Source organism: Pseudomonas sp. 30_B (assembly GCF_017491605.1).
Classification (GTDB): Bacteria; Pseudomonadota; Gammaproteobacteria; order Pseudomonadales; family Pseudomonadaceae; genus Pseudomonas.
The window spans coordinates 1-243 of record NZ_JAFGYY010000514.1; the positions used below are offsets into that span (position 1 = coordinate 1).

Genomic DNA, 243 nt, shown 5'->3' on the forward strand with positions numbered 1-243 from the left:
CGTTGCCCGGCATGCCGCTCTGGCCCTGCATGGATTCGCGTATGTGGGTGAAGGCGTGCATGCGGGTGGTGTTCATCCAGACGAAGAACGGCTTGTCGGCCTTCACCTGCTTGTCCATGAAGTTGATCGCCGCCTGGGTGGTCTCGTCGTCGATGGTTTCCATGCGCTTCTTGGTCAGCGCACCGGTGTCCTCGATCTTGCCGTCGGCGAAGGAATGGATCACCCCGCGCGGGGAGAAGTGCT

General features: G+C 61.7%; 1 pseudogene. It reads right to left on the reverse strand.

Annotation, left to right across the window (positions count from 1 at the left end):
* Positions 1-243: pseudogene (locus tag J5M67_RS29295) on the reverse strand (arylsulfatase); the annotation flags it as partial.